Source organism: Mesobacillus sp. AQ2 (assembly GCF_030122805.1).
Taxonomy (GTDB): domain Bacteria; phylum Bacillota; class Bacilli; order Bacillales; family Cytobacillaceae; genus Mesobacillus; species Mesobacillus oceanisediminis_A.
Window position 1 is genome coordinate 1,805,440 of sequence record NZ_CP126080.1, and the last position, 25,288, is coordinate 1,830,727.

A 25,288-nucleotide genomic window follows, 5' to 3' on the forward strand; every position below is an offset into this window, starting at 1 on the left:
GCGCCTGGAACGGAAATCCACAGTCTTGTATAACAGGGTCTTTTTACTAAAAATATTTCTTCTTGCAATCTTTTTTTATAATATATATACTACTATTAGTACCTAGTCTTAATAGCTCGGGCGGTGTTTTTAGATGAAACGCAATAAAAAAGATCGGCAGTCACTGCTGACTGATACGATAAAAGATAACCCATTCATAACAGATGAAGAGCTGGCCGAAAAATTTGCTGTCAGCATCCAGACGATCAGACTGGACAGACTCGAATTGTCTATACCTGAACTCAGGGAGAGAATCAAGAACGTTGCTGAAAAACGTTTTGAAGACGAAGTCCGTTCATTGCCGCTGGAAGAAGTAATTGGAGAAATCATCGATATTGAACTTGATCAAAGTGCAATTTCCATACTTGATATAAAAAGAGAACATGTTTTTAAACGAAATAAAATTGCCAGAGGACACCATTTGTTTGCCCAGGCGAATTCATTGGCGGTTGCTGTGATCAATGATGAGCTGGCGCTGACTGCAAAATCGAGTATCCAGTTTACCAGATCGGTAAAAGAAGGTGAACGGGTCATCGCTAAAGCGAGGGTCACAAAAATCGATAGTGATAATGGGCGGACGAATGTGGAAGTGATGAGTTACGTAAATAATGAACTTGTCTTCAAAGGCGAATTTGAAATGTACAGATCAAATAATGAGAAGTAAGGGATGAAAAGCGATGAGGCTTGCAATAGATGCGATGGGCGGAGACAATGCACCAAAAGAAATCGTCCTCGGAGCAATGAAGGCAGTAGAGAACTTCAAAGACATACATATCCTCCTTGTAGGTGACGAGAAAAAAATCAGGGAGCATTTGACGACCGAAGATAGGATTGAAATTCTCCATACTGAAGAGGTCATCCTGGGAACAGATGAACCTGTAAGGGCTGTTCGCCGTAAAAAGACTGCGTCCATGGTTTTGGCGGCGCAGCAGGTAGCAGACGGAAAAGCTGACGCTTGCATTTCAGCCGGAAACACTGGAGCTCTGATGGCTGCAGGATTGTTTGTGGTCGGACGGATCAATGGCATAGAACGGCCCGCACTTGCTCCTACACTTCCGACGATCGGGGGAGAAGGCTTCCTGCTTCTGGATGTTGGCGCAAATGCTGACGCCAAGCCGGAGCACCTTGTCCAATATGCGATCATGGGCTCGATCTACAGTGAGAAAGCAAGAGGGATTGAACGCCCGCGAGTTGGATTGCTGAATATCGGCACAGAAGAGAAGAAGGGAAATGAATTAGTAAGGAGCACCTTCGAATTACTTAAGGACACAGATATCAATTTCATCGGCAATGTTGAAGCGAGAGACTTGCTGGATGGTGTAGCAGATGTGGTTGTGGCGGACGGATTCACCGGCAATATGGTGCTGAAGACAATCGAAGGAACGGCAATGTCAGTATTTAAAATGCTGAAATCGGCCCTGACATCAAGCTTCAAAAGTAAGATGGCTGCCGCAGTCCTGAAGCCGGACCTCGCTCAGTTGAAAAATAAGATGGATTACACAGAATACGGTGGCGCCGGATTATTCGGATTGAAAGCCCCGGTCATTAAGGCACATGGATCATCGGATGCGAATGCCGTTTTCAACTCAATCCGGCAGGCCAGAGAAATGGTTGAAAAAGATGTTTCAGGCACGATCAGGACAGCTGTTGAAAAAAGAGAAGGCGTCATTCAGTAGGAGCGACTGGATAAAATAAACGATAAAGGGGAATCTTTCATGGGGAAAATCGCGTTTTTATTTCCGGGCCAGGGGTCACAGACTGTTGGCATGGGGCAGGCACTTGCGGAGTCCGAGCAAGCAGTTTCCGAAACATTTAATAAAGCGGATGAAGTCCTTGGGGAGTCTTTGAGCAAATTGATTTTTGAAGGCCCTCAGGAAAAGCTGACTCTAACAACAAATGCTCAGCCTGCACTCCTGACAACAAGCATTGCCATCCTGAAATATTTCAGCCAATTTGGAATCAAGCCGGACTATACCGCTGGGCATAGCCTAGGGGAATATTCTGCACTTGTAGCATCGGAGGCGTTATCCTTTGAGGATGCTGTTTACGCAGTCCGCCAGCGTGGTGAGTTCATGGAAGAAGCGGTGCCAAATGGAGAGGGCACGATGGCAGCCGTCCTTGGAATGGATCGCGATAAACTTATGGATGTGACCGAGACAGTATCGGCGGGTGGTAATCCTGTTCAGCTGGCCAATTTAAATTGCCCGGGGCAAATTGTCATTTCAGGTTCCAAATCTGGAGTGGAAGAAGCGTCTGTCAAAGCAAAGGAAGCAGGAGCAAAACGGGTCATTCCACTCGATGTGAGCGGGCCATTCCATTCTTCGCTAATGAAGCCTGCAGCCGAACGATTTGAAGCAGTACTGGATAATATTTCACTAAAGGATGCCTCAACCCCGGTGATTGGCAATGTGACTGCTGAACCGATGACAGAAGCATCTGAAATTAAAAAGAGATTGGTAGAGCAGCTTTACTCTCCTGTGCTGTGGGAGGATTCCGTGTCAAAGATGCTTGAGCTCGGAGTTGATACTTTTGTAGAAATTGGACCTGGCAAGGTGTTGTCCGGGCTAGTAAAAAAAGTGGACCGCTCTGCTAGGACATTCGCAATTTATGATGCGGAAACTTGTGCCGCGGCCGTGGCTGCATTGAAGGAGGAGAAGGAATGAGACTTGAAGGTAAAGTAGCGCTTGTAACTGGCGCATCACGTGGAATTGGCCGGGAAATCGCCTTTGAACTTGCCCGGGAAGGAGCCTCAGTTGCTGTCAATTATGCCGGCAGCGAAGCGAAAGCACTAGAAGTGGTCGATGGAATCAAAGCGATGGGCCGAGATGCTTTCGCGATCCAGGCAGATGTTTCCAGTTCCGACTCAGTCACTGAGATGGTAAAAGAAACAATCGAACATTTCGGGAAACTCGACATACTTGTCAACAATGCGGGTATTACAAAAGATAACCTGTTGATGAGAATGAAAGAATCCGAGTGGGATGATGTCATCAACATTAACCTTAAAGGTGTCTTCCTTTGCACGAAAGCCGTCACAAGGCAAATGATGAAGCAGAGAGGCGGCAGGATCATCAATATTTCATCGATTGTCGGTGTCAGCGGTAATCCTGGGCAGGCGAATTACGTTGCGGCAAAATCGGGAGTGATCGGACTGACGAAAACAACTGCGAAGGAATTATCGTCAAGAGGAATCACTGTCAATGCCATTGCCCCAGGCTTTATCACGACTGACATGACAGATAAACTGAATGAAGACGTCAAGTCAGAAATGTTGAAGCAAATCCCATTGGCGCGTTTCGGAGAGCCAAAGGATATCGCCCGGACTGTTATCTTCCTTGCCTCAGAAGACGGTGCCTATATGACAGGCCAAACCCTCCACGTCGATGGCGGCATGGTAATGTAGAATCCTGCACACCTGAAAAAGAGCCGGAACAAAATAAAAAGTGATTGCAGCCATTTATTAATTATATAAAATCATCTATAATGGCTTGAGGGGAGGTGAACGAGCATGGCAGACGTTTTAGAACGCGTAACAAAAATTATTGTTGACCGTTTGGGAGTAGATGAATCTCAAGTAACTTTAGAAGCATCTTTTAAAGATGATCTAGGTGCTGATTCCCTTGATGTTGTTGAATTGGTTATGGAATTGGAAGACGAATTCAACATGGAAATTTCCGATGATGACGCTGAGAAAATCGGTACAGTTGGTGACGCTGTGAACTACATAAATAGCCAAGTGTAATTGTTCGATTTACTGAGAAGCTCCGTTTTTAAAAAACGGGGCTTTCTTCTGTAAATAAAGCTCTTGGCTTTCTTCAACAAGGAATCTGCTGGAATCAAACCAAGTTTTTTTGCTTTATGGACATCATTTTTTGTAAACTGTTAGTAGTCTGTATAGAATTGTGTAATCCGCAATTCATAGAAGATCAGCTTTAATTTAGGCTCTTTTCTCAATCTTTGTTGCTATTGCCTAAATAATAGGGTTGAATTACCTTAGATTATTCATACAATTAACGCTTATGCTGAGAAAAGAGCTTGCAAACTTAGTACCGACATACAAAATGGCTATTATCACGTTAAAATCGGCTTTAGGATTTTAACAACAATCTTTACGAAAACAGCTTTAATTTATGAGCAAGGTGGAATTAATCATGCGCAATAATGGCAGAGAAAGAGAAAAGAAGAATATCCGCGCAAAGGACCTGAAATTCAAAGAATTCCAGGATAGGATCGGAATTCATTTTGAAAGTGACAAGCTATTGAAACAGGCTTTTACCCATTCATCCTATGTGAATGAGCATCGCAGGAAACCCCATGAGGATAATGAGAGATTGGAATTTCTCGGGGACGCTGTGTTGGAGCTGACTGTATCCCAATTTTTGTTTAAAAAATACCCGATGATGAGCGAAGGTGAATTGACAAAGCTTCGGGCGGCTGTCGTTTGTGAACCATCACTAGTGGCCTTTGCAAATGAGCTGGCCTTTGGCGACCTCGTTTTACTGGGCAAAGGTGAAGAGATGACAGGCGGCAGGACAAGGCCTGCGCTCCTGGCTGATGTTTTCGAAGCCTTCATCGGCGCTTTGTACCTTGATAAAGGAATTGATACAGTCACAACATTTCTGGAAGAAATAGTTTTTCCAAAAATCAATGCCGGTGCTTTTTCTCATGTGATGGATTTTAAGAGCCAGCTTCAGGAACTCGTCCAGCGCGATGCCGCAGGCTCGCTGGAATACAAGATCATGAAGGAGATTGGTCCAGCTCACAGCAGGGAGTTCGAATCCCATGTCTACCTTAATGGCCAAGAATTGGGTGCTGGTACTGGCCGCTCCAAGAAGGAAGCGGAGCAGCATGCTGCCCAGATGGCTCTTGAAAAGCTGAAGGCCCACATAGAGGCTGCCCCGGAACAGGACGAAAAATAGGACACAACAAGGTTCATTATAGATTCATAAATGATTTCCACTATGAAAAAAGCCAGTTCCAGCGCTTAGCCGTTACATCCCTGGATTGGCTTTTCTCGATGAACTTGCGAAAAGCTTTTTGGAGCTGCTCGAGTCGCATGTGTCTAATGACACCTTAGAAAAAGTTAAACAGGAAAGGGAGAGCCATATTGTTTTTAAAACGATTAGATGTGGTCGGCTTTAAATCGTTTGCCGAGAGAATATCTGTGGAATTCGTTCCCGGCGTGACGGCTGTCGTAGGACCGAATGGAAGCGGAAAGAGCAATATCACCGACTCCATTCGCTGGGTCCTTGGGGAACAATCAGCCCGGTCGCTGCGGGGCGCAAAGATGGAAGATATCATTTTTGCCGGAAGTGATTCACGAAAACCGCTGAATTTTGCAGAAGTCACATTAACCCTTGATAACGAAGATCAATCATTACCGCTTGATTACAACGAAGTGAGTGTAACAAGGCGTGTTTACCGTTCAGGTGACAGTGAATATTTAATCAATAAACAGAATTGCAGACTTAAGGATATTGTCGATTTATTCATGGATTCCGGACTTGGCCGAGAAGCATTCTCCATCATCAGCCAGGGAAGGGTTGAAGAAATCCTCAACAGCAAGCCTGAGGAACGGAGGACGATTTTTGAAGAAGCGGCTGGGGTCCTAAAATATAAATCGCGGAAGAAAAAAGCAGAAAGCAAGCTTTTCGAAACCCAAGAGAACTTAAACCGTGTAACTGACATTATCCATGAGCTTGAAGGCCAGGTTGAGCCGTTAAAGATCCAGGCATCGATTGCAAAGGACTATCTTCAGCAAAAAGAAGAACTGGAACAGATTGAAGTAGCGCTGACAGCGTATGAAATAGAGGATCTGCATGCCCGCTGGGAACAGCTCTCAAGGCAGCTGGAACAGCATAAAGAAGATGAAATCAAGCAGTCTGCCATTCTCCAGAAAAAAGAGGCAGAAATTGAAAAAATGAGGGATCAGTTAGCTGCACTGGATGAATCGGTCAGCGACCTTCAGAATGTCCTCCTGCATGCAAGCGAGGAGCTTGAAAAGCTGGAAGGCAGGAGGGAAGTCCTCAAGGAACGTAAAAAGAATGCTTCACAAAATAAAGGCCAGCTTGAAAAGAATATTGAGGAACTGACATTCTCCATTGCCAGATTGGAAGAACAGAAGGCTGAATATGAGAAATCTGTATCTGAGCTTGCAGCTGAGGCGGCTGCGCTGCAAAAAGAGCTTCAGGAGAAACAGGAGCAATTGACGCTCTATAGCGAAGATGTCGAGCTCAAGATCGATTCAATTAAGAGTGATTATATCGAGGTGCTGAATGAACAGGCCGGCGCCAAAAATGAAAAAATCTATATTGAGCAGCAGCTGCAGCAGCATTCAGCCAAGGGATCCAGACTGGATCATGACAATGATCGGTTTGTATCGATCCGTGATGAAATCAAGGAGAAAAAAGCAGAAATCGAAAAGAGGGCTGCTTCCTCACAGCTGGAATTGGAAGAGCAGGGAAAGCTCTATTTTGAAGAACAGAGGAAGCTGGAATCTTTAAGAAGCAATTATGAGAAGCAGGAGAAAACACTTTATCAAGCCTATCAATTCCTGCAGCAGGCGAAATCGAAAAAAGAAATGCTGGAGGAAATGGAAGAAGACTATTCAGGCTTCTTCCAGGGGGTCAAAGAAGTGTTGAAAGCCAGGGATACCCGTCTTCAGGGGGTAGAGGGCGCCATAGCCGAACTGATTCATGTGCCAAAGCAATATGAAACGGCAATTGAAACGGCCCTTGGCGGTGCAATGCAGCATATTGTCGTCCAGACGGAAGAAAATGCACGGACTGCGATCCAGTACCTAAAGCAAAAGTCATTTGGCAGGGCAACCTTCCTGCCTCTCAGCATCATCAAGGGCAAGTATCTGGCAGGCTCGCAGCTATCGCTTCTTTCAGGCCATGGCGCCTATATCGGCACGGCCGCTGATTTGATTCAATATGATCAGAAGTATGCAGAAGTCGTGAAGAACCTGCTCGGGAATGTCGTGATTGCCAGAGATCTGAAGGGTGCCAATGAAATAGCGAAAATGCTGCAATACCGCAGCAGAATCGTGACCCTTGAAGGCGATGTAGTCAACCCGGGCGGTTCGATGACGGGCGGTGCAGTGAAGCAAAAGTCATCGTCTCTTTTAAGCCGTAAAGGTGAACTGGAGGATTTGACCAACAAGCTCGCTGACATGGAAGAGAAAACCAGAACGCTGGAATCGCGGGTAAAGGCATTGAAGGCTGACACCCAATCAAGTGAAGCGAGGCTTGAAAAACTCAGGAAAACTGGGGAAGAGCTTCGATTCAAGCAGCAGGCCCTGAAAGGCGACCTCCGGGAAGTCGAGCTGGAACAGAAAAATATCAATGAACGCTTGTCGGTCTATGATTCTGAAAAGACCCAGCTTGATTCAGACAAGGAAAAGCTTGAATCAAGGTTGGCCGAACTGGATGATCTGCTGGCAAAGTATCAGCAGACACTCGTTCAATTTGATAAAGAAATTGAAAGGCTGACAGAGCTTAAAAACTCGAATTCTACCTCCAAGGATACACTTGTTTCCGAAATCAGTGATTTGAAGATCAGCCTGGCTGCTAAGAAAGAGCAGCTTTCGCATGCAAAGGAGAAACTGGATTCAGCAAGCTTGCAGGCAGATGAACAATCAGGGAAATTGTCAGTGTTGAAAGAAGATCTGTCTCTTCTTTCGTCAGAGATGACGGATAGTTCCTCTGGAGAAACTCAGCTGGAGGAAGCAGCAAAGCGCAAGCTTCAGGATAAAAATGAAACACTGAAGCTGATTGCATCCAGAAGACATGAAAGACTCGAGCTTCAGAACAGACTTGAGGACCAGGAATTGGAGTCTAAGGAACTAAGAAGGCTGCAAAAAGGTATTAATGAAGTGCTCAGGGATGAGGAAGTGAAACTGAACAGGCTGGATGTGGAACTGGACAATAAACTGGCCCATCTTCGCGAAGAGTACCTGCTTTCCTATGAGGCGGCTAAAGAGCAGTATCCGCTGACAATCCCGGCTGATGAAGCAAGACGGAAAGTGAAGCTTATCAAGCTGGCGATTGAAGAACTGGGAAGCGTCAATCTCGGGGCAATAGAGGAATATGAGCGAGTATCTGAGCGTTATGAATTCCTGCTGGAACAAAAGAATGACCTCCAGGAAGCAAAGGACACTCTTTTCCTTGTCATCGAGGAAATGGATCAGGAAATGAAGAAGCGTTTTGAGCAGACTTTCACCGGCATCCGCTCCCACTTCGAACCCGTGTTCCAGGCGTTGTTCGGCGGCGGAAGAGCAGACTTGCGGCTGACCCAGCCTGAGGACCTGTTAAACACCGGGGTCGAAATTGTTGCACAGCCACCCGGGAAAAAGCTTCAGAATCTTGGGCTCCTGTCTGGCGGTGAACGTGCATTGACGGCGATCGCACTATTATTCTCCATCCTGAAGGTACGTCCAGTCCCATTCTGTATTCTTGATGAAGTGGAAGCGGCGTTGGATGAAGCCAATGTATACCGTTTCGCCCAATACTTGAAAAAATACCGTGAAGAAACGCAATTTATTGTCATCACCCACCGAAAAGGTACAATGGAGGAAGCAGATGTCTTGTATGGTGTAACGATGCAGGAATCGGGCGTATCCAAGCTTGTATCCGTCCGGCTGGAGGACTCAAAAGAACTTGTGAAAATGTAATGAGAGAGGCGATGGACCGTGAGTTTTTTCAAGAAATTAAAAGAAAAATTTACGACACAGACTGAGGGTGTCACAGAGAAATTCAGAGATGGCTTGACGAAAACGAGAGATAATTTTTCCAATAAAGTGAATGACCTGGTATCCCGTTATCGTAAAGTCGATGAGGATTTTTTTGAGGAACTTGAAGAAATCCTCATCCAGGCGGATGTTGGATTCGAAACGGTGATGGAATTAGTCGAGGAACTGAAGAAAGAAGTGAAGCGACGCAACATCCAGGACACGAAAGAAGTCCAGGCTGTCATTTCCGAGAAACTTGTTGAAATTTATGAAAACGGATCTGAAGACGAATCGTTCGACCTGAACATCCAGGAGGATGGATTGACTGTCATCTTGTTCGTAGGAGTCAATGGAGTCGGCAAAACCACGACCATCGGCAAGCTGGCCCATAAATTCAAGAATGAAGGAAAGAATGTCCTGCTTGCTGCAGGGGATACATTCCGTGCAGGAGCAATCGAGCAGCTTGAGGTCTGGGGAGAGCGTGTCGGGGTGGATGTCATCAAGCAGGCAGAAGGTTCCGACCCTGCGGCTGTCATGTATGATGCTGTCCAGTCTGCGAAATCCCGTAAAGCAGATATCCTGATTTGTGATACTGCAGGGCGTCTTCAAAACAAGGTCAATCTCATGAAAGAGCTTGAAAAGGTGAAGCGTGTCATCGAACGAGAAGTGCCGGGCGCTCCTCATGAGGTATTGCTTGTGCTGGATGCCACTACCGGGCAGAATGCCCTGATCCAGGCCAAGACGTTCAAGGAAGCGACAGATGTCAGCGGTATCGTTCTTACCAAGCTTGACGGTACTGCCAAGGGTGGTATCGTCCTGGCTATTCGCAATGAACTGAATATCCCGGTGAAATTTGTCGGTCTTGGAGAAAAGATGGATGACCTTCAGGAATTCGATCCTGAAAGATATGTATATGGTCTGTTTGCTGACCTCGTCGAAGAAGAGGAAATAGCGGATGAATCTTGATTTACAGGCAAATTGCTGTAAAGAACTTATCTTGACAGGAAAGATGAACGTGTGTAAACTCTTTATGTAAAGGTATTTCACTTAACATGGGGGAATTGAAATGCTTGAGAAAACGAACCGAATGAATTATTTGTATGATTTTTATCAGGCATTGCTGACTCCAAAACAAAGCAGTTATATGGCTCTATATTATCTTGATGATTACTCTCTTGGGGAAATTGCTGAAGAGTATGATGTTAGCCGGCAGGCAGTATACGACAACATCAAACGTACTGAAGCGATGCTCGAGGAGTACGAAGAGAAGTTATTGTTGTTCGAAAAATTCCAGAAGCGAAATGAGCTGATTTCAAAAATGAAACAGCTAATGGGGGATGGCGAGAACAGCGGTGATCTAGCTGAAATGATAGCCGAGCTTGAGAAATTAGACTAGGGAGGCACATGATATGGCATTTGAAGGATTGGCCGACCGACTGCAAAATACAATGCAAAAGATCCGCGGAAAAGGCAAGGTTTCAGAAGCGGATGTAAAAGAAATGATGCGAGAGGTCCGTCTGGCGCTTCTTGAAGCCGACGTTAACTTTAAAGTTGTAAAAGACTTCGTTAAGAAGGTCACTGAAAGGGCCGTTGGCCAGGAGGTTGTAAAAAGCCTGACACCAGGCCAGCAGGTCATTAAGGTTGTTAAAGAAGAACTAACCGAGTTGATGGGCGGGGAACAAAGCAAGATTGCTGCATCCAATCGCCCGCCGACCGTCATCATGATGGTCGGGCTTCAAGGTGCAGGTAAAACGACTACAACCGGAAAGCTGGCAAATCTCCTTCGCAAGAAATATAACCGCAAGCCTTTGCTTGTAGCGGCGGATATCTACCGCCCGGCTGCCATCAAGCAGCTTGAGACACTCGGCAAACAATTGAGTATGCCGGTATTCTCACTGGGAGACCAGGTCAGTCCGGTTGAAATTGCTAAACAGGCAATTGCCAAGGCGAAGGAAGACCACAATGATTATGTCCTCATCGATACTGCGGGCCGTCTTCATGTGGATGAAAACCTGATGGATGAGCTTAAGCAGATCAAGGAGCTGTCCAAGCCGGACGAAATTTTCCTTGTTGTCGATGCGATGACAGGGCAGGATGCCGTCAATGTTGCCCAGAGTTTCAATGAGCAGCTTGGCTTGACTGGTGTCGTCCTGACGAAGCTTGACGGCGATACTCGTGGTGGTGCAGCACTTTCAATCCGTGCCGTGACCAATACGCCAATCAAATTTGTTGGTCTTGGTGAAAAACTTGATGCACTGGAAGCATTCCACCCTGAAAGGATGGCATCCAGAATCCTTGGCATGGGTGATGTCCTTACTCTGATCGAGAAGGCCCAGGCTAACGTCGATGAAGAAAAAGCGAAAGAGCTCGAGAAAAAAATGCGTACAGCATCATTTACCCTTGATGACTTCCTGGATCAGCTTGGCCAGGTAAGGAAGATGGGGCCGCTGGATGAAATCCTGAAAATGATGCCTGGTGCAAATAAAATCAAGGGCATGAACAATCTTCAAATCGACGAGAAACAAATCTCGCATGTTGAGGCAATCATCCAATCGATGACGGCTAATGAAAAAACTCATCCTGAAATCATCAATGCCAACAGGCGCAAAAGGATCGCGAAAGGAAGCGGGACCTCCATCCAGGAAGTCAACCGCCTGCTCAAGCAATTCGAAGACATGAAAAAGATGATGAAACAGATGACGAACATGCAGCAAAAAGGCAAGAAAAAAGGCGGATTCAAGCTTCCGTTCAACCCTTTTTAACTTGTAAAATCAGGTATTTTCAGTCTGTAAAGAAAAAACCCTTTACAAGCTGTTTTCTATTTGGTATTATTCTATCTTGTGTGAAACTATTCGGAGGTGCTTATTTAAAATGGCAGTAAAAATTCGTTTAAAACGTATGGGAGCTAAAAAATCTCCTTTCTATCGTATTGTAGTAGCTGATTCCCGTTCACCACGTGACGGCCGTTTCATCGAGTCTGTAGGAACTTACAACCCAGTTGCTCAACCAGCAGTGGTTGAACTTAACGAAGAGTTGGTTCTTAAGTGGTTGAACGACGGAGCTAAACCATCTGATACAGTGCGTAACTTGTTCTCTAAGCAAGGTATCATGGAAAAATTCCACAACGCAAAGCTTAGCAAGTAATTGTGGACACGCCCATGAAAGAATTAATTGAGACGATCGTGAAACCCCTTGTTGATTTTCCGGAAGATGTTCATGTGAATGAACATGAAGAGGATCAGCGCGTAACCTATAAGCTTTCCGTCAACAAAAGTGATATGGGCAAAGTAATTGGAAAGCAGGGCCGCGTTGCAAAGGCGATTCGAACAGTAGTCTATGCAGCAGGATCATCACAGCAAAAGAAGATTTTCTTGGAAATCGTCGAATAACAATCAGCTGCGCAAGCAGAAGGTAGATAACTCTATATGATTGTTCTAAAAGGGAGGGGTAACCCTCCTTTTTTTTGTAGATTAAAAATGTGTAAAATTAACTTCGAGAATTGTCCAGCTCCAGCGCCTAGCCCCTCGAGACGTTTCGGTCCGCCCATTGAAGTCAAAGAACGACTTCAACGGTCGGCCCTCCAACGCTTGTCGCGGCTGACCAAGGCGCTTACGCTTTTCTAAATTTGTAAAAATTACGGTATAATAAATACTTGATATAATAGTGACCACAAGGATTAAGGTGATCTGTGACCAGTAGTTGGAGAAATGCTGTTAACAGGTGGGCTTTAAGGAGGGAATGCTTTGAAGGTACTGCAAACGATCATTGTCAAACAGGTACTTACGGAAGAAAGCAAGGGAAAAATCCACCAAAAATACCACTCCAGAAAGCTTCAGCTGCAGAAAGAATGCGATCAACTGAGATTTGAACTGAAGAAGCTAGAAAAGTCTAAAAAGTTTTCACCTGAAACATTGAAAAAGCATTTTGAACAAGAAATAAAAGTCCATAAAGAAAAAATCAAGCTCCTGGATTTTCAAATAGAACAACTACATATTCTTCCGCTTGGGAGTGAAATTAAAGAAACAGAGCTTCAAGGGATTGTTGATGTGAATATAGGCGACCAGTGGGATGAGTTTCTTTCAGGTAAGACGATAATTGTAAAAGATGGCATCGTGACCGAAATACGCGAGAGGTGATCGAATAATGGAGAAATTTTTTAATGTCGGAAAGATTGTCAACACTCATGGAATCCGGGGCGAGGTAAGGGTGATCTCGAGGACTGACTTTCCAGAAGAGCGTTATAAAATAGGCAACACACTATTTTTATTCATGCCTGGTTCAAAGGATCCCGAGGAATTGGTCGTAAAAAGCCACAGGACTCATAAGAATTTCAATCTGCTGACATTTGAAGGTTTCGATAATGTCAATCAGGTTGAAAGGATGAGGGGCGGTATCCTCAAGGTTCCTGAGACACAGCGCGGCGAATTGGAGGAAGGCGAGTTCTATTTCCAGGATATTATCGGCTGCACAATGATGACCGTCGATGGTGAAGAACTTGGCAAGGTAATTGAAATCCTTACACCAGGTGCCAATGATGTATGGGTGGTAAAGGGAGAGAAAGGCAAGGAAATCCTGATTCCGTATATTGAGGACATTGTGAAAAAAGTTGACGTCAAGGAAAAGATGATTGTGATTGAGCCTATGGAAGGGCTTCTCTCATGATGAATATCGATGTCCTTTCTATTTTTCCAGAAATGTTCGAGGGCGTATTTGGCCATTCGATCTTGAAAAAGGCTTCTGAAAAAGGAGCTGCACAGTACAATGTCGTCAATTTCCGGGACTTTGCTGATAACAAACATCAGACAGTCGATGATTATCCATATGGCGGCGGTGCTGGCATGGTGTTAAAGCCACAGCCAATTTTCGATGCGGTATCTGATTTGAAAGAACAGGCAAAAAGCACTTCGCCAAGAGTGATCCTGATGTGTCCCCAGGGGGAAAGGTACACACAGAAGAAAGCTGAAGAACTGGCGAAGGAAGAACATTTAATATTCATCTGCGGACATTATGAAGGTTATGACGAACGCATCCGTGAGCATGTCATCACCGATGAAATTTCGATCGGCGATTATGTCCTCACAGGCGGCGAGCTCGGGGCAATGGTCGTGATCGACAGCGTTGTACGACTGCTTCCGGGTGTACTGGGCAGTGAAGAGTCCCATATCCAGGATTCTTTCAGCACAGGCCTGCTCGAGCACCCACACTATACCAGACCGGCCGACTTCCGTGGGATGAAGGTTCCGGATGTCCTTGTTTCAGGCAATCATAAGCTGATTGAAGAGTGGAGGATGAAGGAAAGCCTGAGAAGGACGCTGAGCCGGAGACCTGATCTTCTTGAAGAAGCAGACTTGACACATCAGCAAAAAAAATGGCTGGATGAACTGATAAAACTTAATGAATAATATTGCAGTCAGTCCCTGTTTATGTTAAGATACTTCTTGTGGCTAAAAGCAATCGTGCTTTTTGCTGCTTATAACAATGTTCCGCTGCAAAGAAAGTGTGCAAGAGCATTCGTGGGAGGAGATGAAAACGATGCAACAATTAATCGAAGAAATCACAAAAGCACAACTTCGCACTGATCTTCCATCTTTCCGTCCTGGTGACACAGTACGTGTACACGTTAAGGTTGTCGAAGGAACTCGTGAACGTATCCAGTTGTTTGAAGGTGTAGTGATTAAGCGTCGTGGTGGTGGAATCAGCGAAACTTTTACAGTTCGTAAGATTTCTTACGGAGTAGGCGTTGAGCGTACTTTCCCTGTTAACACACCAAAAATTGCGAAGCTTGAAGTTATCCGCCGCGGTAAAGTCCGCCGTGCGAAACTTTACTACCTGCGTAACCTGCGTGGTAAAAAAGCTCGTATCAAAGAAATTCGATAAGAATGAATGTCAAAAAGGAGCTTGCCTAGCCAAGCTCCTTTTTCATTACAAAATGCCAGTTTGAAAATTTATTTTAAAAAATCACCGCCCATCGTGTTTATCTTGACTGACTTATGTAAAATAAAGTTATGTACCTAAACTACATTTATTTTGGAATGGTGGGAAAAGAATGGCCGAAAAAAAGAAGAATGAACTATGGGAATGGACGAAGGCACTGCTGATTGCTGTCGTGCTCGCAGCTGTGATCCGATACTTTTTATTTGCCCCAATCGTAGTGGACGGATTATCGATGATGCCGACTCTCCATGACCAGGACAGGATGATCGTAAATAAGCTGAGCTATAAAGTAGGCGAGCCTGAAAGATTCGATATCATTGTCTTTCATGCCCCAGAGAATAAAGATTACATAAAAAGGGTCATCGGCCTTCCAGGCGATAAAATAGAATACAAAAATGACACGCTGTATGTGAATGGCAAAGCATACGAAGAACCATACTTGGAAGAATATAAAAAACAGGTTATTGATGGGCCGCTGACAGACCCATTTACGCTGGAAGAGAAGATTGGCAGTGAAACAGTCCCTGAAGGCCATCTTTTCGTCATGGGCGATAACCGCCGTTTCAGCAAGGACAGCCGTCACATAGGTACTGTTCCATTCGAAAAGGTACTGGGAAAAACAAACGTCATTTACTGGCCGGTTGAGGATATCCGCACAATAGACTAGTCCATGAACTGCCGCCGTATTGAAAGATGTAAACAGATAGGAGGTGGCTGCTTTGACGATCCAATGGTTTCCTGGCCATATGGCCAAGGCTCGCAGAGAGGTCACGGAAAAACTAAAGCTTGTCGATGTCATATTTGAACTGGTGGATGCCAGGATTCCATACTCATCCAGAAATCCGATGATTGATGAAATTATCCAGCATAAGCCAAGAATAGTTTTATTGAACAAAGCAGATATGGCCGACAAAGCTGTCACCGATGAGTGGCTGCGCTATTATCGCGAAAAAGGGATTACTGCACTTGCAATCAACTCGCAGGCCGGGACAGGCTTAAAGCAAATTGTCCAGGAATCAAAGGCCCTGCTTAAGGATAAACTTGACCGCTTAAAGTCTAAAGGAGTCAAGCCAAGAGCGATTCGGGCGATGATTGTCGGGATTCCGAACGCGGGGAAGTCGACATTGATCAACCGTCTTGCCGGGAAAAATATAGCCCAGACCGGGAACAGGCCGGGTGTGACGAAAGCACAGCAGTGGATCAAGGTAGGAAAGGAACTTGAACTCCTTGATACTCCGGGTATCCTCTGGCCAAAGTTTGAGGATCAGGAGGTAGGGACCAAGCTCGCTATAACAGGGGCTATCAAGGATACCATCCTCAATCTTCAGGATTTAACCGTATATGCTTTAAGGTTTTTAGAAAAGTATTACCCTGAGCGGCTGCAGGAGAGGTACAAGCTTTCCTCGCTCCCTGTGGATATCGTTGAGCTTTTCGACGAGATTGGCGATTTCCGGGGCTGCAGAATGCCTGGCGGTTATGTAGACTATGATAAAGTCGCTGAATTGGTAATTCGGGAAATACGCACAGAAAAATTAGGTCCTCTCTCCTTTGAAAGGCCTCAAGACCTGTTGAGGGATGAAGATGCAGATAAACAAGAAGAAAATTGAAGGTCCTGATTCCAGGACCTTTATTTTTCTTTCTTCTTGCCGATACATAATAAAGAACATAACTAGGGGAAATAGGATATGGAAAAATGGACAATTGGCGAAATTGATCAGCTGCTATTCAGTAAAGATAAAGTGGACATGGAGTACATTGAGGAATTAAAAAAAGACAACCGCAAAGGTGTTCAAAAACTCATCATGAAGTGGGAAAAGCAAGAAGCGCAAAAAGAGCTGGCCCACAGTCAGTTTGTTGAGATGACTTCCTTTGAAAGGAAGTATCGGTCCCAGGGTTTCAGGTTCATTGCCGGTATTGACGAAGCTGGCCGAGGACCGCTTGCTGGGCCAGTTGTAGCAGGGGCAGTCATCTTGTCAGAGGATTTTTACCTTCCGGGTCTCAATGATTCTAAGAAACTGACAGAAGCGAAAAGGGAAGAATATTTTGAAATCATTAATGACCAAGCCCTTGCTGTCGGAATCGGAATCATCGAAGCTGCCGAAATAGATGAAATCAATATTCTTCAGGCCAGTAAAAAAGCGATGCTCCATGCGGCAGCACAATTGGAAATCAATCCTGATTTTCTTTTGATTGATGCAGTCAAGCTGGAGACACCTTATCCCTTTGAAGCATTAATCAAGGGGGATGCCAGAAGCGTTTCCATAGCCGCGGCTTCGGTCATTGCAAAAGTAACACGGGACAGGCTGATGAAGGATCTGGGTCTCAGATTCCCGCAATATGGCTTTCAGGCAAATATGGGTTATGGAACTGCTGAGCATTTGAATGCCCTGAGAGAACACGGTGTTACAGAACATCACCGCAAGACCTTCGCTCCAGTAAGAGAGCGTATTCAGTAGAACTTGGCAAAGCGGGTGAACCATGGAAACAGGAGCGCTTAAAAGTTTATTTAACCAAAAGACAACACAGCAGACAAAAATAACCGAATTTCGTCCAGGACAAATCATCAATGGCAAAATCATTAAGCTATTCCCTGATCAAGTAGCAGAAGTCCAAATCGGGAACCAAAAAATGGTCGCCCAATTAGAAGTGCCGTTATCGGCAAATGAACGCTACTGGTTTCAGGTTCAGCCTGGAGAAGGAAAAGTCCACTTAAAGCTGATCAGTTCAAGTGGTGAGGAGAAGGGCCAGCCGGGAAACCTGACCAGGATCCTGTCTGAATTCGGATTGCAGCCGACAAAGGAAAACCTGGATCTTGTCCGTTTTTTCATCAAAGAACAGCTCCCTGTCAATGGTGAGCTTCTTAAACGCGCCTCAGAATGGTTGAAAACGGTTGGATCCCGGACTGCCGGGGAGGATGCCATAAAGATGCTGCTGACAAGGGGGATGCCTGTCACCAAGGCTGCATTTGAGGCCCTTTATACAGCCACGAAGGAACAATCTCTGGTTATGCTTTTGGAACAGCTCGGAAAGTCCCTGGAGGCAGCAGATGAGTCAGATACAGTTGTAAGCCTGAGAAAGCTATTGAATGAAATGCTTCCAGCAAATAAGACAATATCTTCTGCAGCCGCTTTAAACCATCTTGCTTCAGCATGGCTCGGCAGCAATGGCAAGCAAAGCGAAGCCGCTCTGGACCTTCTTCAACAGTACGGAGCGATTCCCGCGAAAAGCAGTGAAAAGAATGTTTTACAGCAGCTGTTATCGAGTCTTCAACATCTGGATGGTGCGGAAGAGAATCTGCCAGAAGGATTGAAGTTTCTAAAAACAGTCCTAACGCTTATCGAGAAGGGAGACAGTTTTTCCGCTCGGCAGATCATGGCAAGCTTCATTAATGATAAATCATTCCCTGTCAACGATCTCGCAGACTCACTTCATTTCATTTTTGACAGGGCAAATGGCAAAGACACAAATACACAAACCGGGCTTCTGGCCTTTAAACAGTTATTATCACATTCTAATGCCAGCAGTGCGCTGTCCCTCTTACTTGCAGGTAAGGCAGACTGGGAACAAGCAGGATTAAAACTGCTGGAGGCTGCAGGAAGACAGCAGCAAGCCGGTACAGTGGGGATGCATGCCCAGCTGTTATCGGAAGCGGCTGGCAAAGCGGAGCCGGCACCTGCACTTCAGGAAAACGGACTCTCACTTCTGTCGGATGTAAAGATTAAAAGATTCCTTTCTGCTCTGGGTCTATCTTACGAACATCATCTTAGTGAAATCATGAAGGATGGTGAGGTGGGAAAAACGCAAGTCCCTGATACCCTTAAATCACTGACACTTCGATTGTTGAATGAAAATCCTCCCCAGATTGTCAAAGACGCTGCAGAGCCGCTGGTAAACAAACTTACAGGCTTCCAGCTGCTATCGCAGGAAGCAGGCCCCATCCAGCAGCTCGTGGTCCAGGTCCCAATTTTTTTGGGAGGGAAGACAAGCGAACTCTCGATGCAGTGGAGTGGGAAAAGGACTGAAGATGGCAAAATAGACGCTGATTTCTGCCGTGTCCTCTTCTATCTGAAACTGCAGTACCTCGACGATACCATAATCGATATGCAGGTTCAGAATCGAGTCATGAGCATACAGATTTTTAATGATCAACCCGATCTTAAAAAAATGGCCGAACAGATGACGCCGATATTGAAAACGAAGTTATCTGAACTGGAATATAAATTATCATCTGTTCACTTCCATGTCCCTGGAGAATCCAATGGCAGAAGTAATCAGCGCAGTCTGTCAGAATTATACGGGCAAAAAGAATATTATGGAGTGGATATTAAAATATGAAAACTCCTAAGCATACAAGAAAGACAGCTGTTGCCTTGGGTTATAACGCGGGAAGCATGGATGCCCCGAAAGTGATGGCGAAGGGAAAGGGCCTGGTGGCTCAGCAAATCATAGACAAAGCAAAGGATCATGATATTCCCATCCAGGAAGACCCATCCCTGGTTGAAGTATTGTCACAGCTGGAATTGAATGAAAGAATACCAGAAGAGCTGTACCAGGCAGTCGCCGAGGTTTTTTCCTATATCTATCATCTTGATCAGCAAGCAGGGAAACGAAATTAATATTTTCAATTAACAAAAATAGTTTTTCTGTCCATGAATATCAATGCTAAAAGCCGGGAAAGGTTATCATCCCGGCTTTTTATAGTGGCATACAATCACCATGATACTTTTTTACAATATTTAAAAAGGGGAAATATTTAAATCATAAAGGTAGACAATCAATATTTCATTATATAAAATGAAAGCGCAGTCTATTTTTTAAAAATTTAAATGAATTATATTTTCTACTTAGGAAAACCTTTTCAGGCCGTTATCTGGCCATGAAACGATCGAGTTTTCCTAATAGATAGGAGGATGGGAAATGAATGTCCATGAGTATCAAGGAAAAGAAATCCTCAGAAAATATGGGGTAAAAGTACCTAATGGGAAAGTTGCTTTTACAGTCGATGAAGCTGTTGAAGCTGCTAAAGAGCTTGGCTCGTCAGTAGTAGTCGTGAAAGCTCAGATCCATGCCGGCGGAAGGGGTAAAGCTGGCGGTGTCAAGGTTGCGAAAAACCTTGATGAAGTGCGTACATATGCATCTGAAATCCTTGGGAAGACCCTGGTTACTCACCAGACTGGTCCAGAAGGCAAGGAAGTAAAACGTCTGCTGATTGAAGAAGGCTGTGACATCAAGAAGGAGTACTACGTAGGTCTGGTACTTGACCGCGCGACTTCACGTGTTGTCCTGATGGCTTCAGAAGAGGGCGGAACTGAAATCGAAGAGGTTGCAGAAGCGACTCCTGAAAAAATCTTCAAAGAGGAAATCGATCCTGTACTAGGCTTGATGCCATACCAGGCTCGCCGAATCGCTTTCAATATCAACATCCCTAAAGAGCTTGTCAATCAGGCTGTTAAGTTCATGATGGGCTTATATACTGCATATATCGAAAAAGATTGCTCAATTGCTGAAATCAACCCGCTTGTTGTTACAGGTGACGGACAGGTAATGGCTCTTGATGCTAAATTAAACTTCGATGCGAATGCTCTATATCGCCAGAAGGACATCCTTGAGTACCGCGACCTGGAAGAAGAGGATCCAAAAGAAATCGAAGCATCCAAGTATGATTTGAGCTATATTTCTTTGGATGGCAACATCGGCTGCATGGTTAACGGTGCAGGACTTGCGATGGCAACAATGGATATCGTCAAGCATTACGGCGGAGACCCTGCCAACTTCCTTGATGTTGGGGGCGGTGCTACTGCAGAGAAAGTTACGGAAGCATTCAAAATCATCCTTTCAGATCCAAATGTTAAGGGTATCTTTGTTAATATCTTCGGCGGCATCATGAAGTGTGATGTCATCGCTACAGGTGTCGTGGAAGCAGCCAAGCAGGTTGGCCTTGAAGTACCGCTTGTAGTCCGCCTGGAAGGTACTAATGTTGATCTTGGAAAACAGATTCTGAACGAATCTGGATTGAATATCATTGCTGCTGAATCAATGGCAGACGGCGCTGAAAAAATCGTTTCATTAGTTAAGTAGGATCGAAAGGAGAGAATTTGACGTGAGCGTATTCATTAATAAAGATACAAAAGTCATTGTTCAAGGGATTACGGGTTCTACAGCCCTTTTCCATACAAAACAAATGCTTGAATATGGTACAAAAATTGTTGGGGGAACATCTCCGGGCAAGGGCGGTACAGAAGTAGAAGGCGTTCCAGTATTCAACACAGTAAAAGAGGCTGTTGAAACCACGGGTGCTAACGCGTCTGTTATCTATGTACCTGCTCCATTCGCAGCAGATGCGATCATTGAAGCAGTGGATGCAGAGCTTGATCTGGCAATCTGTATCACAGAACATATTCCAGTATTGGATATGGTAAAGGTAAAACGTTATATGGAAGGCAAGAAGACTCGTCTTGTAGGCCCTAACTGCCCTGGTGTCATTACTCCAGAAGAGTGCAAGATCGGCATCATGCCAGGTTATATCCATACTAAAGGGCATGTCGGTGTTGTATCACGTTCCGGAACATTGACATACGAAGCTGTACACCAGTTGACACAGGCTGGAATTGGCCAGTCAACAGCTGTAGGTATCGGCGGAGACCCGGTAAACGGCACAAACTTCATCGATGTTTTAAAAGCATTCAATGAAGATCCTGAAACATACGCTGTCATCATGATTGGTGAAATCGGCGGTACGGCTGAAGAAGAAGCGGCTGAGTGGGTCAAGGCAAACATGACTAAACCAGTTGTCGGCTTCATCGGCGGAAGAACGGCGCCTCCAGGAAAGCGCATGGGCCACGCTGGTGCGATCATTTCAGGCGGAAAGGGTACAGCAGACGAAAAGATCCGTGTCATGAACGAATGCGGAATCAAGGTTGCTGATACTCCATCTGTAATGGGTGAAACGCTGATCGGTGTATTGAAGGAACAAGGTTTATACGATAAGTGCAAAACACACTAATATAATCAATCAGGCAGTCCCTCCGAACAGAGGGACTGTTTATTAATCCCAGGGGGAAGAAAATGGACGAATTTAAAAGGAAACTGATCCAGCTTGTCCACAGCAGGCATGCGAGCTGGAAAACCATCTACTCAATCTTGAAATACGATGCATCCACTAATACTAATGAAGAAACCCATTTTGCCTTCAAAAATCAACCTCAAACACAAAAACTCCACCAAGACCTTAAGCTTATTTCCGTTGATCGACTTCTCTATCATTACTCCTCACAAAATATCCATCTGATCACCATTTTTGATGAAGAATACCCTGAAAGACTCAAAAACATCTATCAGCCTCCATGGGTCCTATTCGCAAAAGGTAATCTTTCCCTGCTGAATATAGATAATGCCCTGGCTGTCGTTGGCTCAAGGAATGCGACAGACTATGGGTTTAAGTCAATTGATTTCTTGTTTCCCTCATTAATAGAAAAGAATATTCTGATTGTAAGTGGCCTTGCAAAAGGGATTGATGCGCATGCCCATAAGACAGCGATAAAACTGGGCGGGAAAACTATCGGTGTCATTGCTGGAGGTTTTCAACATCTATACCCCAGGGAAAATAGCAAGCTGGCAGAATATATGATGGAGAAGCAGCTCGTGATATCGGAATATCCTCCGGCAACTCACCCGGCAAAATGGCATTTTCCGATGCGAAACAGGATTATAAGCGGCCTTTCAGAGGGTACACTGGTTATTGAGGCAAGGAAGAAGAGCGGTTCATTGATCACCGCAGATTTTGCTTTGAATGATGGACGGAATGTATTTGCTGTTCCTGGAAGTATTCTGACTCCAGATTCCGATGGAGTCCACTATTTGATTCAACAGGGCGCTAAACTGATAAAAGGTCCGGAGGATATTCTGGAGGAACTCGGAAACTAATGTGGAATGATAACAAGAGAATTGTATATAATGCTTAAAAAGCAGCAAGAATTGACTTTTAGGGGTATGATTCAACTGTTAAGCTTGTTTGAAATTGCCCCATTTTGGAAGAAAATTAAGAATTTATATTAGAAATTGCAACAAAAAGGTTGAAATAATTTTCAATCTGTTATACATTTTGCATCAGGTATTTTAAAATCCCCAAATCAGATGAAACCGTTTACTTTTAGGGTAAATTTGACAATTTTAAGATATGTATATAATAATTAATGATAATTTTATACCTCTAAGGAGGACAAATGGATGTCAGATTTTTTAGTAATCGTCGAATCGCCGGCCAAGGCTAAGACGATCGAGCGTTATCTTGGAAAAAAATATAAAGTGAAAGCTTCTATGGGCCATTTGATAGATTTGCCCAAGAGCCAGATGGGAATCGATACGGAAAATAACTATAATCCAAAATACATTACAATCAGGGGCAAGGGTCCCGTACTGAAAGAATTGAAATCTGCCGCTAAAAAGGCAAAGAAAGTCTATCTCGCGGCTGACCCCGACAGAGAAGGGGAAGCAATTGCCTGGCATTTAGCACAAAGCCTTGATGTTGATGTCCATTCCGATTGCCGGGTGGTATTCAATGAGATTACAAAGGATGCCATCAAGGAATCTTTCAAACACCCAAGGGCGATTAATATGGACCTGGTAGATGCCCAGCAGGCACGCCGTGCATTAGACAGGCTGGTAGGATACAATATCAGTCCGCTCCTTTGGAAGAAAGTAAAGAAAGGGCTGAGCGCTGGCCGCGTTCAATCAGTCGCTCTAAGGATGATCATCGATCGCGAAAAAGAAATTGCGGCCTTTGAGCCAGAAGAATATTGGACAATCGGCGCTGAATTCCTAAAAGGCAAAAATGCTTTTGAAGCTTCCTTCTATGGCATTGGCAAGGAAAAAACCGAATTGAAATCTGAGGAAGATGTAAAGAACATCCTCAAGCAACTGAAGGGGAACAAATTCTCAGTCGATACAGTGACGAAGAAGGAAAGGAAGAGAAATCCTGCACCGCCATTCATCACATCTTCCTTACAGCAGGAAGCAGCAAGGAAACTTAACTTCCGTGCCAAGAAGACCATGATGCTTGCCCAGCAGCTTTATGAAGGTATCGATCTTGGAAAAGAAGGAACAGTCGGTTTGATTACGTATATGAGAACGGACTCTACAAGGATCTCCGAGCTTGCCCAGGGAGAAGCAAGAGAGTATATCACTGGGGAATATGGTGAAAAATTCGTCCAAACCGAGCCGAGAAAAGAGAAGAAACAGTCAAACGCTCAAGATGCCCACGAAGCGATCAGGCCAACGAGCACCATGAAAGTTCCAGAGAAGATAAAGGAATTTCTTTCAAGGGACCAGTACAGGCTTTATAAATTGATCTGGGAACGCTTTGTGGCCAGCCAGATGGCTTCTGCAATCATGGATACAATGAGCGTGGATTTAAGGAATGGGGATATAACTTTCCGTGCAACAGGATCAAAGGTTAAATTCCCAGGTTTCATGAAGGTGTATGTAGAAGGAACGGATGACCAGGTTGAGGAAAAAGATAAATTCCTTCCCGACCTTAAGGAAGGCGACGAGGTTACCAAGAAAGATATGGAACCGAAACAGCACTTTACCCAGCCGCCTCCAAGATATACAGAAGCCAGGCTCGTCAGAACACTTGAAGAAATGGGAATAGGCCGGCCATCAACATATGCGCCAACTCTTGATACAATCCAGAAAAGAGGATATGTATCCCTTGATAATAAGCGGTTTGTTCCGACAGAACTTGGCGAGGTTATCCATGAATTGATGCTTGAGTTCTTCCCTGAGATATTGGATCTCGAGTTCACAGCCAAAATGGAAGAGAATCTTGACCATGTCGAGGAAGGAAAGATCAATTGGGTCAAGGTCATTGATGATTTCTATCGCGATTTTGAAAAGAGTCTAGAGGTAGCGGAGAAAGAAATGCAGGAAATCGAAATCAAGGATGAACCTGCGGGCGAGGATTGTGAACAATGCGGCTCGCCTATGGTCTTTAAGATGGGCCGTTACGGAAAGTTCATGGCCTGCAGCAATTTCCCTGAATGCCGGAACACAAAGGCAATTGTGAAGGATATAGGAGTCAAGTGCCCGAAATGTGAAGAGGGGAATATCATCGAACGGAAGAGCAAGAAACGCCGCATTTTCTACGGCTGTGACCGCTATCCTGAATGTGACTTCCTATCATGGGACAAACCACTTGCAAGGAAATGCCCGAAATGCGAAAATATGCTTGTCGAGAAGAAGCTTAAAAAGGGTGTCCAGGTTCAGTGTACAGAGTGTGATTACAAAGAAGAACCACAAAGCTAGAGTGAGCCAGGGGCTCACTCTTTATGTTTGTAAAGAAGTTGTCATGGCGCCTCCGCTTTTCATTGTCCAGCTCCAGCGCTCAGCCCTTCGAGTCACTTGTCTATTTTCGCCTCCTAGAAACTTCGAAACTTCAACTCCGCCGGCAGAAGCAAAAAGCGCTTCTTTGTCTGAGTCTCCAGTTTCTGCGTTTCTGGTCAGTGGCTACACATTTCGTTTTCGGTGTCCTGTCAATGAAGTCAAAGAGTGACTTCATTGACTGGCCCTCCAGTGCTTGTCAGGGCT

At 44.8% G+C, this 25,288-nt stretch carries 25 protein-coding genes; all 25 read left to right on the forward strand.

The window, feature by feature from the left end; translation table 11 throughout:
* Nucleotides 1-133 precede the first annotated feature (133 nt).
* The 25 genes from fapR to topA all read left to right on the forward strand — a co-directional run bounded on the left by fapR (nucleotide 134) and on the right by topA (nucleotide 25,006).
* Nucleotides 134-703: a transcription factor FapR gene (gene fapR / locus QNH36_RS08910; RefSeq protein ID WP_144474841.1), complete on the forward strand. Its 570-nt coding sequence runs from the start codon at nucleotides 134-136 to the stop codon at nucleotides 701-703.
* Nucleotides 704-716: 13 nt separating this feature from the next.
* Nucleotides 717-1,715: a phosphate acyltransferase PlsX gene (gene plsX, locus QNH36_RS08915; RefSeq protein ID WP_144474842.1), complete on the forward strand. Its 999-nt coding sequence runs from the start codon at nucleotides 717-719 to the stop codon at nucleotides 1,713-1,715.
* 39 nt (nucleotides 1,716-1,754) lie between these two features.
* Entirely contained in the window at nucleotides 1,755-2,702 is a 948-nt protein-coding gene (fabD, locus tag QNH36_RS08920; RefSeq protein ID WP_144474843.1) for an ACP S-malonyltransferase, read from the forward strand.
* Nucleotides 2,699-3,442 (forward strand): 3-oxoacyl-[acyl-carrier-protein] reductase, encoded by a 744-nt coding sequence (gene fabG, locus QNH36_RS08925; protein WP_144474844.1) that lies wholly within the window; start codon nucleotides 2,699-2,701, stop codon nucleotides 3,440-3,442. Before fabD ends, fabG begins: the two co-directional genes overlap by 4 nt.
* 105 nt (nucleotides 3,443-3,547) lie before the next feature.
* A complete protein-coding gene (locus tag QNH36_RS08930) occupies nucleotides 3,548-3,781 on the forward strand; it encodes an acyl carrier protein (RefSeq protein WP_044394334.1) in 234 nt (77 codons plus the stop codon).
* A gap of 409 nt (nucleotides 3,782-4,190) precedes the next feature.
* Nucleotides 4,191-4,958: a ribonuclease III gene (rnc, locus tag QNH36_RS08935; protein ID WP_144474845.1), complete on the forward strand. Its 768-nt coding sequence runs from the start codon at nucleotides 4,191-4,193 to the stop codon at nucleotides 4,956-4,958.
* A 188-nt stretch (nucleotides 4,959-5,146) separates the two neighbouring features.
* Complete coding sequence (gene smc, locus QNH36_RS08940; protein ID WP_283905057.1) at nucleotides 5,147-8,713, forward strand: chromosome segregation protein SMC; 3,567 nt, start codon at nucleotides 5,147-5,149, stop codon at nucleotides 8,711-8,713.
* An 18-nt stretch (nucleotides 8,714-8,731) separates the two neighbouring features.
* Nucleotides 8,732-9,736, forward strand: a complete 1,005-nt coding sequence (gene ftsY / locus QNH36_RS08945) for a signal recognition particle-docking protein FtsY (RefSeq protein WP_144474847.1) — start codon at nucleotides 8,732-8,734, stop codon at nucleotides 9,734-9,736.
* Between the two features lie 100 nt (nucleotides 9,737-9,836).
* Nucleotides 9,837-10,166 carry a putative DNA-binding protein gene (locus tag QNH36_RS08950; RefSeq protein ID WP_144474848.1) on the forward strand — a complete coding sequence of 110 codons (330 nt, stop codon included), beginning with the start codon at nucleotides 9,837-9,839 and terminating at the stop codon, nucleotides 10,164-10,166.
* 13 nt (nucleotides 10,167-10,179) lie between these two features.
* Nucleotides 10,180-11,532: a signal recognition particle protein gene (gene ffh, locus QNH36_RS08955; RefSeq protein ID WP_283905058.1), complete on the forward strand. Its 1,353-nt coding sequence runs from the start codon at nucleotides 10,180-10,182 to the stop codon at nucleotides 11,530-11,532.
* A 109-nt stretch (nucleotides 11,533-11,641) separates the two neighbouring features.
* Nucleotides 11,642-11,914 (forward strand): 30S ribosomal protein S16, encoded by a 273-nt coding sequence (gene rpsP, locus QNH36_RS08960; protein ID WP_144474850.1) that lies wholly within the window; start codon nucleotides 11,642-11,644, stop codon nucleotides 11,912-11,914.
* A 14-nt stretch (nucleotides 11,915-11,928) separates the two neighbouring features.
* The gene (locus QNH36_RS08965) at nucleotides 11,929-12,159 is read left to right on the forward strand and encodes a KH domain-containing protein (protein WP_023614919.1); all 231 of its coding nucleotides are present in this window, start codon (nucleotides 11,929-11,931) and stop codon (nucleotides 12,157-12,159) included.
* A gap of 354 nt (nucleotides 12,160-12,513) precedes the next feature.
* Complete coding sequence (locus QNH36_RS08970) at nucleotides 12,514-12,906, forward strand: YlqD family protein (RefSeq protein WP_144474851.1); 393 nt, start codon at nucleotides 12,514-12,516, stop codon at nucleotides 12,904-12,906.
* A gap of 7 nt (nucleotides 12,907-12,913) precedes the next feature.
* Nucleotides 12,914-13,432, forward strand: coding sequence for a ribosome maturation factor RimM (rimM, locus tag QNH36_RS08975; protein ID WP_144474852.1), 519 nt, complete (start codon nucleotides 12,914-12,916; stop codon nucleotides 13,430-13,432).
* Nucleotides 13,432-14,172 (forward strand): tRNA (guanosine(37)-N1)-methyltransferase TrmD, encoded by a 741-nt coding sequence (gene trmD / locus QNH36_RS08980; protein ID WP_144475003.1) that lies wholly within the window; start codon nucleotides 13,432-13,434, stop codon nucleotides 14,170-14,172. The genes rimM and trmD overlap by 1 nt, the downstream gene beginning before the upstream one ends.
* Nucleotides 14,173-14,302: 130 nt before the next feature.
* The gene (rplS, locus tag QNH36_RS08985; protein WP_041964491.1) at nucleotides 14,303-14,647 is read left to right on the forward strand and encodes a 50S ribosomal protein L19; all 345 of its coding nucleotides are present in this window, start codon (nucleotides 14,303-14,305) and stop codon (nucleotides 14,645-14,647) included.
* A 169-nt stretch (nucleotides 14,648-14,816) separates the two neighbouring features.
* Entirely contained in the window at nucleotides 14,817-15,371 is a 555-nt protein-coding gene (gene lepB / locus QNH36_RS08990; protein ID WP_144474853.1) for a signal peptidase I, read from the forward strand.
* Between the two features lie 52 nt (nucleotides 15,372-15,423).
* Nucleotides 15,424-16,311, forward strand: coding sequence for a ribosome biogenesis GTPase YlqF (ylqF, locus tag QNH36_RS08995; RefSeq protein WP_283905059.1), 888 nt, complete (start codon nucleotides 15,424-15,426; stop codon nucleotides 16,309-16,311).
* A 78-nt stretch (nucleotides 16,312-16,389) separates the two neighbouring features.
* Nucleotides 16,390-17,160 (forward strand): ribonuclease HII, encoded by a 771-nt coding sequence (locus tag QNH36_RS09000; protein WP_283905060.1) that lies wholly within the window; start codon nucleotides 16,390-16,392, stop codon nucleotides 17,158-17,160.
* Nucleotides 17,161-17,182: 22 nt separating this feature from the next.
* Nucleotides 17,183-19,039, forward strand: coding sequence for a hypothetical protein (locus tag QNH36_RS09005; protein WP_283905061.1), 1,857 nt, complete (start codon nucleotides 17,183-17,185; stop codon nucleotides 19,037-19,039).
* Entirely contained in the window at nucleotides 19,036-19,320 is a 285-nt protein-coding gene (locus tag QNH36_RS09010; protein ID WP_144474857.1) for an EscU/YscU/HrcU family type III secretion system export apparatus switch protein, read from the forward strand. Before QNH36_RS09005 ends, QNH36_RS09010 begins: the two co-directional genes overlap by 4 nt.
* 301 nt (nucleotides 19,321-19,621) lie before the next feature.
* Nucleotides 19,622-20,782, forward strand: a complete 1,161-nt coding sequence (gene sucC / locus QNH36_RS09015; RefSeq protein WP_144474858.1) for an ADP-forming succinate--CoA ligase subunit beta — start codon at nucleotides 19,622-19,624, stop codon at nucleotides 20,780-20,782.
* A 22-nt stretch (nucleotides 20,783-20,804) separates the two neighbouring features.
* Nucleotides 20,805-21,707, forward strand: coding sequence for a succinate--CoA ligase subunit alpha (sucD, locus tag QNH36_RS09020; protein WP_144474859.1), 903 nt, complete (start codon nucleotides 20,805-20,807; stop codon nucleotides 21,705-21,707).
* Nucleotides 21,708-21,769: 62 nt separating this feature from the next.
* Entirely contained in the window at nucleotides 21,770-22,627 is an 858-nt protein-coding gene (dprA, locus tag QNH36_RS09025; protein ID WP_144474860.1) for a DNA-processing protein DprA, read from the forward strand.
* 303 nt (nucleotides 22,628-22,930) lie between these two features.
* Complete coding sequence (gene topA / locus QNH36_RS09030; protein ID WP_144474861.1) at nucleotides 22,931-25,006, forward strand: type I DNA topoisomerase; 2,076 nt, start codon at nucleotides 22,931-22,933, stop codon at nucleotides 25,004-25,006.
* Nucleotides 25,007-25,288: the final 282 nt, after the last annotated feature.